Annotated in this window: 8 protein-coding genes and 1 tRNA gene; 3 read left to right on the plus strand and 6 right to left on the minus strand. The window is 44.3% G+C overall.

Annotated elements, in window-relative coordinates; translation table 11 throughout:
- Nucleotides 1-179 precede the first annotated feature (179 nt).
- Nucleotides 180-1,070: an HTH-type transcriptional activator IlvY gene (ilvY, locus tag AB6D80_RS22605; RefSeq protein WP_371704110.1), complete on the minus strand. Its 891-nt coding sequence runs from the start codon at nt 1,068-1,070 to the stop codon at nt 180-182.
- 146 nt (nt 1,071-1,216) lie between these two features.
- Between ilvY and ilvC the strand changes: the two genes are divergently transcribed.
- Nucleotides 1,217-2,701, plus strand: coding sequence for a ketol-acid reductoisomerase (ilvC, locus tag AB6D80_RS22610; protein ID WP_017096410.1), 1,485 nt, complete (start codon nt 1,217-1,219; stop codon nt 2,699-2,701).
- 216 nt (nt 2,702-2,917) lie between these two features.
- Here the strand turns inward: ilvC and ubiK are convergent, their stop codons facing one another.
- The 4 genes from ubiK to AB6D80_RS22630 form a co-directional block, all read right to left on the minus strand.
- A complete protein-coding gene (gene ubiK, locus AB6D80_RS22615; protein WP_009848085.1) occupies nt 2,918-3,169 on the minus strand; it encodes a ubiquinone biosynthesis accessory factor UbiK in 252 nt (83 codons plus the stop codon).
- Between the two features lie 119 nt (nt 3,170-3,288).
- Nucleotides 3,289-6,411, minus strand: coding sequence for a multidrug efflux RND transporter permease subunit (locus AB6D80_RS22620; protein WP_009848084.1), 3,123 nt, complete (start codon nt 6,409-6,411; stop codon nt 3,289-3,291).
- 11 nt (nt 6,412-6,422) lie between these two features.
- Nucleotides 6,423-7,529 carry an efflux RND transporter periplasmic adaptor subunit gene (locus AB6D80_RS22625; protein ID WP_372189664.1) on the minus strand — a complete coding sequence of 369 codons (1,107 nt, stop codon included), beginning with the start codon at nt 7,527-7,529 and terminating at the stop codon, nt 6,423-6,425.
- An 18-nt stretch (nt 7,530-7,547) separates the two neighbouring features.
- Nucleotides 7,548-8,165, minus strand: a complete 618-nt coding sequence (locus tag AB6D80_RS22630; protein ID WP_009848082.1) for a TetR/AcrR family transcriptional regulator — start codon at nt 8,163-8,165, stop codon at nt 7,548-7,550.
- A 151-nt stretch (nt 8,166-8,316) separates the two neighbouring features.
- Between AB6D80_RS22630 and rep the strand changes: the two genes are divergently transcribed.
- Nucleotides 8,317-10,335 (plus strand): DNA helicase Rep, encoded by a 2,019-nt coding sequence (gene rep / locus AB6D80_RS22635; RefSeq protein ID WP_372189666.1) that lies wholly within the window; start codon nt 8,317-8,319, stop codon nt 10,333-10,335.
- A gap of 86 nt (nt 10,336-10,421) precedes the next feature.
- Here rep and AB6D80_RS22640 read toward each other — a convergent pair whose 3' ends face one another.
- Complete coding sequence (locus tag AB6D80_RS22640) at nt 10,422-10,835, minus strand: cytochrome c5 family protein (RefSeq protein ID WP_372189668.1); 414 nt, start codon at nt 10,833-10,835, stop codon at nt 10,422-10,424.
- Between the two features lie 297 nt (nt 10,836-11,132).
- Here AB6D80_RS22640 and AB6D80_RS22645 point away from each other — a divergent pair.
- A tRNA-Arg gene (locus AB6D80_RS22645) sits at nt 11,133-11,209 on the plus strand.
- Nucleotides 11,210-11,309 lie beyond the last annotated feature (100 nt).

Below are 11,309 nucleotides of genomic sequence, written 5' to 3' on the forward strand. Positions count from 1 at the left end.
AAACCGGCAACCGTTAATAGCGGTTCTAGGGTTCAAATCCCTATCCCTCCACCACCATTTAAAAGCCCGCTGAGAAATCAGCGGGCTTTTTTCATATTTGTCGTTTAGAAAAACAAAAAAGAGCACTAACGTGCTCTTTATCTGTGACTCCACACTTGCTTGTTATCACTTATAGATAACTAGTCTTGAAGGTATTTACCTTCAGCTACCTGCCAAAATGCTCTAATCAACGGATTTTCTAACTGCGATCGCTTACAGCACACTCCCAATTCAAACGGCTTGATTGGTTCTATTTTTAAGCGGTCGACTTTATCTCTCACAGGGCTGTTGTTGATTACAACGTCTGGAGCGATACCAACCCCACAGCCAAGAGCAACCATACTTACGATTGCTTCATGACCTGATACCTGAGCGTAAATGTTGGGCTTTATCTTCATCTTTTTGAACCACGCGTTCGCACGTTCTCGTGCAGTACCTGCTTCTGGGATGATAAAAGGCACTTCATTCCAGTTTGGTTTCTCTGATTGCAGTTGCTGGCTAAAACTACTGACACCGGAGGGGATGATCACTGACAGTGGTATATCGCTAATGGTTTCGAACTCTAATCTTGAAGGCAAAATATCTGGTTTAGCTGAAATAGCAATATCAGCTTCATCATTCAGGATCTTGTCGATGGATTGCGCTGGATCACCGGTAGATAGCTTAAACTCAATATACGGATGAATAGCCCTGAATTCGGTAATGAGTTCAGGAAGGTGGCTGTAGCTTGCTGTTACGGAACAGAAAATGCGGATCTCACCCTTGAGCTCCTGTTCTCCGCCTTTTAGGTGGAGATTATATTGCTGCCACTCGCCAACGATGTTCAATGCCACAGGTAACAGATGTTTCCCTGCTGGTGTGAGGTCAACACTTCGATTATCCCTGATAAGCAGTTCTTGTCCTGTTTCTTCCTCAAGCTTTTGTATTTGACGACTAAGGGCAGAAGGACTGACGTGCATAGCCGCAGCTGTTTTGCTGAAACTCTTGCTATCACATAAATGTATAAATAATTGTAGAGATTTTATGTTCATGTTTTGCGATCGTTTCCATGTTGCATTTATTGCAATAACTAATTGTGAATATATCACTTTCAGCAACGGAGTGTCTGTTTTAGTATGAAGTCATTCGATAGAGAGATATCGACCTTACGGACTTATTTTTAAAGGAGTGCCCTACAATGGCTAACTATTTCAATACATTAAACCTTCGTGAGCAACTAGACCAATTAGGTCGCTGCCGTTTCATGGATCGTGAAGAATTTACGACTGAAGCTGAATACCTTGAAGGTAAGAAGATCGTCATTGTTGGCTGTGGTGCTCAAGGCCTGAACCAAGGTCTAAACATGCGTGATTCTGGTCTAGACGTATCTTACGCTCTACGCCAAGCTGCAATTGATGAGAAGCGTCAATCATTCAAGAATGCTGACGAAAACGGCTTTGTAGTTGGTAGCTACGAAACGCTAATCCCTCAAGCAGACCTAGTTATTAACCTTACTCCCGACAAGCAACACACTAATGTTGTTGAGACAGTAATGCCTCTAATGAAAGAAGGCGCTGCTCTTGGTTACTCTCATGGTTTCAACGTTGTTGAAGAAGGAATGCAATTACGTGCTGACCTTACCGTTGTAATGGTTGCACCTAAGTGTCCAGGTTCTGAAGTACGTGAAGAGTACAAGCGTGGTTTCGGTGTTCCAACACTGATCGCTGTTCACCCAGAAAATGACCCTAAAGGTGAAGGCTGGGATATCGCTAAAGCTTGGGCTGCAGGTACTGGTGGCCACCGTGCAGGTTGCCTAGAGTCTTCATTCGTAGCTGAAGTTAAATCTGACCTTATGGGTGAGCAAACTATTCTATGTGGCATGCTACAAGCGGGTTCTATCGTATCTTACGAGAAGATGATTGCTGATGGCATCGAACCAGGCTACGCAGGTAAACTTCTACAATACGGTTGGGAAACGATTACTGAAGCACTTAAGTTCGGTGGTGTAACTCACATGATGGACCGTCTATCTAACCCTGCTAAAGTTAAAGCGTTTGAGCTTTCTGAAGAGCTAAAAGACCTAATGCGTCCGCTTTACAACAAGCACATGGATGACATCATCTCTGGTCACTTCTCTAGCACAATGATGGCTGACTGGGCGAACGATGACGTGAACCTACTAGGCTGGCGTGAAGAGACAGGCGAAACAGCATTCGAAAACTACCCAGCTTCTGACGTAGAAATCTCAGAGCAAGAGTACTTCGACAACGGTATCCTAATGGTTGCTATGGTTCGCGCCGGTGTTGAGCTAGCATTCGAAGCAATGACAGCATCTGGCATCATCGATGAGTCGGCTTACTACGAATCTCTACATGAGCTTCCACTAATCGCAAACACAGTTGCTCGTAAGCGTCTTTACGAAATGAACGTTGTAATCTCTGATACTGCTGAGTACGGTAACTACCTATTCGCTAACGTAGCAACACCGCTACTACGTGAGAAGTTCATGCCTTCAGTAGCAACAGACGTAATCGGCCGTGGTCTAGGTGAAACATCTAACCAAGTTGATAACGCTAAACTAATTGAAGTAAACGAAGCTATCCGTAACCACCCTGTAGAGTATATTGGTGAAGAGCTACGTAGCTACATGAGCGACATGAAGCGTATCGCTGTAGGCGGTTAATTTGTCGCTTAGATACTGATAAATTTGCAGAAAAAGCGAAGCAGTATCACTAACTCCTTACAGGTTGGAGTTATAAATAAGCAACACAACATCTAATAAAAAGGCTTGGTCGCCGTTGACCAAGCCTTTTTGCTTTTAGTAACAAAGTCTTAAAAATCAATAAAATGAACATTGTTTGTTCAGTCTTCGTAGACTTTCAGTTTTCTTTCTTTACGCTTACTTGTCGGCAATCTTTGCTTCTAAGTCCGCTAGCTTTTGTTCCATTTCAGTCAGCTTTTGGCGAGTGCGCAGTAGTACTTGTGTTTGAACATCAAACTCTTCACGGCTTACAACGTCTAGCTTGTTCAGTTGGCCTTGGATAACCTGGCGAACTTTTTGATCTACATCTGAACCAAGCTCTTTTACTGGTTGAGGCATAGAATCGTGGATCTGCTTAGCAATCTGCTCTAGTTTTTTTGGATCAAACATATCAATTAAAACTCCTGAATATTTACCACTATTCTATTTAATCACACTTGCGATGTCGCCTATGGCGTACAAAAAAAGGCCACCGAAGTAGCCTTTTTATTGTTATTACGACTTAGTGATTACTTATTATCAGCTAATTCTCTGTGCGCTGCTTTTGCTTCATCGACGCGAGCTAGTTTTTCTAGGTCTTTGTCTTCAACAAATACAGGTAGAGGTTTGTGTTTTTCAGCTAAGTAACTGTAAATCACTGGCAGTACAAATAGCGTGAATAGAGTACCAATTGCTAAACCAGCAACGATTACGATACCAATACTGAAACGCTGAGCCGCACCCGCACCACTTGCGTACATCAGTGGGATTAGACCCGCGATCATCGCAGCCGTTGTCATCAGGATTGGACGAAGACGAACCTTCGCTGCTTCCATTACCGCTTCAATACGAGTTTTTTGATTGTGCAGCTGCTCTTCTTTCGCAACCTCACAAATCAAGATACCGTGCTTGGTAATCAGGCCGACTAAGGTGATCAAACCAACTTGCGAGTAGATGTTCATCGTTGCCGCGCCCCAAGCCAGAGCTATTAGGGCACCACAGATCGCCAGTGGTACAGATACCATGATAACCAGTGGGTCTTTCAGTGATTCAAACTGAATCGCCAATACCAAGAAGATGATTGCCAGAGCTAAACCAAAGGTCGCGTAAAGTGCGCTACCTTCTGTTACGTATTGGCGTGCTTCACCCATGTAGTCATGGTTGTAGCCACTTGGAAGCTTATTCGCTGCCGTGTCTTCAAACCATGCAATTGCATCACCCATTGCAGCGCCTGGAGCCGGTACCGCACCAATCGTAGCCGAGTTCAATTGGTTGAAGTGAGGAAGAGAGCGAGGCTCTGCCACAACATCAATCGTAATCAAACTGCCTAGTGGTACAGCGTTGCCGTCTGCAGCACGTACGTAGTAGTTGTTCATTGATTCTGGGTTCAAACGGAATTTACGTTCAACTTGAGGAATTACCTCGTAAGAACGGCCATTCAAGTCGATACGGTTTACGTAGCCATCTGACATCATGGTACCGAGCGTGATACCGATATCTTGCATGGTCACACCGTATGCGCCTGCTTTATCCTTGTCGATGTTGATCTTCATGGTTGCTGAGTCGTAATTCAGGTCGAGATCTGAATATACGAACAACGGGTTTGAAGAGACATCAGCCAGAATGTCTGTGGTAATTTGGAACAAGCTTTCAAAACTGTTTGGCGTTGTTATAACAAACTGAATTGGAAGGCCTGAACCAGCACCGGGTAGTTCTGGCATTTGGAATGCAGTTACCGCCATTCCTGGAACATCTTTCACCAAATTACCAACGCGGTTCGCTACGTCTGATTGGCTTGCTTCACGTTCGCTCCAAGGAACCATAGACGCGATACCAAATGCTTGGTTTGCATTTGGCACACCTGTAAATACCTGTGCGTAAGCAACTTCTGGTTGATCAGACAGAATCTGGTTTACGTCGTTCATGGTATTTTGCATGAAGTCTAAGTTTGCATTCGACGGTGCAGTACCCATCAACATGATTACACCTTTATCTTCTGAAGGTGCTAGCTCACTAGGGATGAATTTGAACAACAACGGTAAACTTGCAAATACGATGATAGCAAAACCAATAAATACTGGACGATGTTGCATTACCGCACCAAGCATACGCTCGTAACGGTTAGTCATGCCATCCAGCACGCTATGAACTTTCTGCTCAAACTTGCTTGGTTCAGCGTGAGCTTTCAGCATTTTTGAACACATCATTGGCGAGAGCGTTAGTGCCACAATACCTGATACGAAAACCGAACCAGCTAGGGTTAATGCAAACTCTTTAAATAGCGAGCCTGTAATACCACCCATCATCGCAATTGGAGCATATACCGCACCTAGCGTTAACGTCATTGCGATAACAGGCACCGCAATTTCGCGGGTACCGATAATCGCTGCACGGAAAGGGGACTCGCCGAGCTTGATATGCCTGTCGACGTTCTCAAGTACTACGATCGCATCATCTACCACTAGACCGATGGCAAGTACCATTGCCAATAGTGTCATTAGATTCCAAGAGAAACCCATTGCCTGCATTACCATTGCAACACCAATCAAAGACAGTGGGATAGTAATAATAGGGATCAGTACCGCTCGGAATGAACCTAAGAATAAGGTAATTACGATCAATACGATTAATGCCGCTTCAAGGATGGTCTTGATAACCTCTTGAATTGACTCGTTAATCGCAATAGTTGAATCGTACATGACGTTCATTGAGATGTTGCTTGGTAGGTTCTTCTCTAGTTGAGGAAGAAGTTCCAGTACATCAGCTGCGATGTTGATTGGGTTCGCACTTGGCGCCGCATTGATCGCGGCTACAACCGCCTCTTGGCCGTTAGCACTTGCTCGGTAAACATCGTGACTTTTCTCAAGAGAAACTTTCGCGATATCGGATAGGCGAATGATCTCACCTTCTCCGCTTTTCACGACTAGATTCTCTAGTTCTTCAGTGTTTGATACTTGTGTATCGGCACTGCCGTTGTAAAGCACGAACTCACCGGTCGCTTGACCCGTCGCTGATTGGTAGTTGTTAGCGTTCAGTACCGTCATTACATCAGATGCAGTCAGACCAATCGCCGCCATTTTTGATGGGTCTAGCCATACGCGCAGTGCGTATTTCATACCACCATATAGGTCAACTTTAGATACACCATTAACCGTAAATAGCTGCGGGTTGATTACACGCTCTAGATAGTCGGTAATTTGGCTCGATACCAATTCGTCACTGGTAAAACCAATATAGAGTACAGCGGTTGTTGAACCGGTCGACATGGTTACGGTTGGATCTTCAGCCTCTTTAGGTAGCTGAGAACGTACCGAGTTTGTCTTGGCCAGTATGTCAGACAATGCCGCATTCGGGTCGGTGTTCAACTTCATGTTCACGGTAATCGTAGATTTACCTAGTACAGAAGAAGATGTCATATAATCGATATTATCCGCTTGAGCCACAGCCTGTTCGAGGGGCTGGGTGATAAAGCCTTGGATAAGATCGGCACTTGCACCATAGTAACCAGTTGAGACTGTCACCACGGTATTCGTCATTTCCGGGTATTCACGCACCTGCATTTTGAAGATTGCTTGTAAGCCAAGCAGAGCAATCAAAAAGCTGATGGATACCGCTAGAACTGGACGTTTAATAAAAACATCAGTAAAGCGCATTGTGCCTCCAGTTACAGCTTAGGTGTTTCAGATGGTGGAGTGATTGCATCACTTTCAACAACTTTAACTTTGGCGCCGTTACTTAGGCGTACTTGGCCAGAAGTTACAACTGTATCGCCAGCTTTAACACCCTCAAGGATGTGTGCAATATCAGCCGTACGCTCACCTACTTTTACAACATGTTGAGCAACACGCTGAACTCCGTCTTCTTCAGTTAAGATGTAAACATTGTCACCATATAGAGTGAAAGTAATCGCTGTTTGAGGAAGAGTAACTTGGTTCTCTAGCTTAGGCAGAATGATGTTAGCACGAGCGAACATACCGCTACGAAGCTTGCCATCATTGTTTGGAATATCTGCTTGAACTTGGATAAGACCACTTTGGATGCTTACTGCTGGTTCGATGGCACTGATAGAACCTTCAAATGGCTTCTCTGGGTAGGCATCAACAAATATGTCGATAGCTTGCCCCACATGGATGCGAGAGATATCAGTTTGAGAAACCGTGAAGCGCAGGCGCATGACACTGGTATCTTCTAAACGAACGATATCCGTACCTGATTGCAGGTATTGACCTAGGTAAACGTTACGGATACCCACTTTTCCATCGAAAGGAGCACGAATTTCACGACGTTCGATAGATGCTTTTAGGCTTTCAATATCAGCAGATAGAGAGTAGAAGTTTGCTTCTGCTTCATCGTATGCTTCTTTAGAAATAGAACCTTTCTTAAAAAGACCTTGGTAGCGTTTGTATTTTGCTTTTGCCGCAGGTAGGCGAGCTTCAGAGCTCTTTAGATTTGCCTTTTCTACGCCAGAATCAAGACGAATAAGAAGTTGGTCATTTTTAACATCAGTACCAGAACCAAAAGATATTTGGTCAATAACACCGCTGGTTTCGTTCGCTAGTGTTACACCTTGGTTAGGTTCGATGAAGCCGATAGCTTCGATTACTGGAACCCAGTCGATAGGTTGAACTTCTGTTACCGTTACTGGAAACTCTGGCTCAGGTCGGTTAGCCATAAACTCAGCAATTTTTTGTTGTTTAAACATGTTAAACCCAATAACGCTGCCGAAAAGTAGTACAGCGATGAGTAACATGAAGAAAGTCCACTTTTTCATTCTAGTTAGAACTCCAAATTAGTGTGTAATAATCGCATCCCAACTTGCTTCAATCGCCGCTTCAATGGCTTTTTTATCAAGTTGGTAATATCCAAGAGATTGCTTACGGGCCAGCGTGACACTGACTTCTAAGCTAAGTGCTGCTAAAACAGGGTTTTCTAGGGGCTTAAACACCCCTTGCTCTCTACCTTCAGTAAAGAGTTGATCTATTTTGTGGAACATTTTTCGTTCAATCTCTTTGGTCTCATGGCTGCGAATACAAGGTAAAGAGTCGTATTGAGCTCTATTCTTTAAATTGCAGATGTTTGATCCCGAGAGCTCGAAAATGTTGAGCCACATTTTTCTAAATCGTTCTTTTAGACTCATCGAATCTTCAACGCCTTGCTGAATTAAACCAGCATTTCGTTGAGTGACAGCTAAGCGAACTTGTTGTAATAGTTCTTCTTTGTCTGAGAAGTAGCGATAAATAGTTCCAGCCGCAACTCCTGCTTCTTTAGCTAGTTTATGCATAGAAAGTCCGTGAAAGCCTGATTCAGCAATCAGTTTTTCGGCGGCATCTATAATTTGTTGTCTTTTATCTATCATAGAATAAAAACCAGACAGTGATAATATACTCACTAATGAATGAACGTTCATTCATTATAGCCTAAGACCCATACATAAGTGCAACATAGTTTTTCATATGTGATATAAAATTCTTGCATAAGAGAGCGTAGCATTCGAGGTGTTGCAGCATTATTATAGGCGCGCAATTGAATTCGCCCCGATAGACCAAATTGAGAACCAAATGAAACTGAACCCAAGACAAGATGAAGCCGTGAAATATGTTTCGGGCCCCTGTTTAGTATTAGCAGGCGCTGGATCGGGTAAAACACGTGTTATCACGAATAAGATTGCTTACTTGGTTCAAGAGTGTGGTTACAAGGCACGCAATATTGCAGCGGTAACTTTTACCAATAAAGCGGCACGCGAGATGAAAGAACGTGTGGGGCAAACTCTGGGTAAAGGTGAATCGAAAGGCCTGATCGTTTCGACTTTTCATACCATGGGCTTAACTATCATTCGTCGTGAATACAAAGCGCTGGGTCTGAAAGCGGGCTTCTCTCTATTTGATGACCAAGACCAGTTGGCGCTATTAAAAGAGCTAACAGAGAGACAGATCGATGGTGATAAGGATCTGCTGCGTGCTTTAATGAGCACCATTTCGAATTGGAAGAATGACATGCTGACGCCAGATCAGGCGAAAGCTCGAGCTCAAGGCGAACAAGAGCAGTTGTTTGCATTCTGTTTTGAGATGTACCAGAAACAGATGAAGGCATACAACGCGCTCGATTTTGATGATCTGATTGCGATGCCAGTATTACTTCTGAAAACCAATCAAGAAGTGCGTGAGCGCTGGCAGTCTCGTATTCGCTATTTACTTGTCGATGAGTATCAAGATACCAACACCAGCCAATATGAATTGGTGCGTCTGCTTGTGGGAGAGCGTGGTCGTTTGACGGTCGTAGGTGACGATGACCAATCTATTTACTCATGGCGTGGTGCAAAACCGCAAAACTTGGTGCTGTTAGGTGAGGATTACCCGAACTTACGCTTGATCAAACTAGAGCAGAACTACCGCTCAACGAGTCGAATTTTGCGTGCAGCGAATATCTTGATCGCTAATAACCCACACGTTTATGAAAAATCACTGTTCTCTGAGATCCCGGACGGTGAAAAGCTCAAGGTACTGAATGCTAAGAATGAAGAGCATGAAGCAGAGCGTATTACAGGTGAGATCATCGCTCACAAGTTTTTAAACCGCACTGAATATAAAGATTGCGCAGTGCTGTACCGTGGTAACCACCAATCTCGCTTGATTGAAAAAGCGTTGATGCAGAACCGTGTGCCTTACAAAATTTCTGGCGGTACGTCTTTCTTCGCTAGAGCTGAGATTAAAGACATCATGGCTTACCTCCGCGTGTTGGTGAACCCTGATGATGACAACGCGTTTCTACGTATTGTAAACACACCACGTCGTGAGATTGGCCCGGTGACGCTTGAGAAGTTAGGCAGCTACGCCAACATGCGTGGCAAGAGCTTGTTTGAAGCGAGCTTTGAGATGGGTTTAGAGCAAACTTTGACTGGTCGTGGTTTAGAAAACCTGCGCCGTTTCAGCGATTGGATTGTTCGTATTTCTGATAATGCTGAACGTGGCAATACCGTTGAGGCTGTTCGCTCTTTGGTTCGTGATATTAACTATGAAGATTGGTTGTACGAAACCTCGGCAAGCCCGAAGGCTGCAGAGATGAGAATGAAGAACGTTTCTGATCTTTATAGTTGGATCGTTGCTGACCTTGAGGGTGACAACTACGACAAAGAAGAGAAGACCCTACGAGAAGTGGTTCAACGTTTAACGCTACGTGACATGATGGAGCGTGGTGAAGATGATGACGATGCAGACCAAGTTCAATTAATGACATTGCACGCATCGAAAGGCCTAGAGTTTCCGTATGTGTTCCTGATGGGAGCCGAAGAGGGTATCTTGCCACACCAAACCAGTGTCGATGAAGGTAACGTAGAAGAAGAACGTCGTCTTATGTATGTAGGGATTACTCGCGCGCAGAAAGAGCTGACCTTCACTAAATGTCGTGAACGTCGTCAGTATGGCGAATTGATAAAGCCAACACAAAGCCGATTCCTTGATGAACTGCCGCATGAAGATGTGGAGTGGGAAAGCGTGAAGAAGCCTCAATCCGCAGAAGAACGAATGGAGAAAGGACAGGCACACATTGCCAACATTCGTGCGATGTTCAATAAGAAGTGATGTTTGGCTCTAAATCGAGACCAATAAAAAGGTGACCATGAGGTCACCTTTTTTGAATTTGGTATTTTTAATTACAGATCGGTAAATTACAGACCGGCAATCATGTGCTCGATAGCATCTTTGATTTCGTCGTCTGAACAGTCCATACATGAACCTTTCGCTGGCATAGCATTGAAGCCGTTGATTGCGTGGTCAGCTAGGATATCACGACCTTGGGCAATACGAGGACCCCAGTCACCAGCATCACCTGTTTTAGGTGCGCCACTTACGCCAGATGCGTGACAAGCGATACAAAAGGTACCGTAAACTGTTGCGCCATCACGAGGGCCTGTTGGTTCTGCGGTTACTGGCTCGCTGCCGACTAGGTAAACTTGGCCAACTGGTTTGATGCGTTCAGCAATAGCATCTTGCTCTGCTTCGCTTAGGCCTGAAGCCATAGCGCCAGTTGAAAAGGTTAAAACTGCGATGACAACGCTTAAAATTCGACGAGACATATCCATTAAACTCACTTTACATTCCCAAGGTAAGTACATGCTTACCAATTTATAGTGTTGGAAGGGTGTTTTGGCTTTATCAGCAAAGAGCAACTGTTAAACCAATGTAAATAATGGGTGATTATATCCCGATAAGTTGTTGCAATAAACAACAACTTATAAGCTGCGGTGGGTTGTAGTACTCAAATAAGGGGTTTATCACATATTAACTGTCGAAAAAGAGACCAAACAGAAAAAAAAGTTAAAAAAGTACTAGACGGCATAAGGTGATATACGTATTATTCCACTCCGCCGACAGGGCATGCGCCTGTAGCTCAGCTGGATAGAGCGTTGGCCTCCGGAGCCAAAGGCCGAAGGTTCGAATCCTTTCAGGCGCGCCATCCGGTCTCTTATTTTGGTAAGTGAGAATTGGCAAAAAGAAATAATGGTGGCTATAGCTCAGTTGGTAGAGCCCTGGATTGTGATTCCGGTGGTCGCGAG

Source organism: Vibrio sp. 10N.247.310.17 (genome assembly GCF_041466605.1).
Taxonomy (GTDB): domain Bacteria; phylum Pseudomonadota; class Gammaproteobacteria; order Enterobacterales; family Vibrionaceae; genus Vibrio; species Vibrio tasmaniensis_A.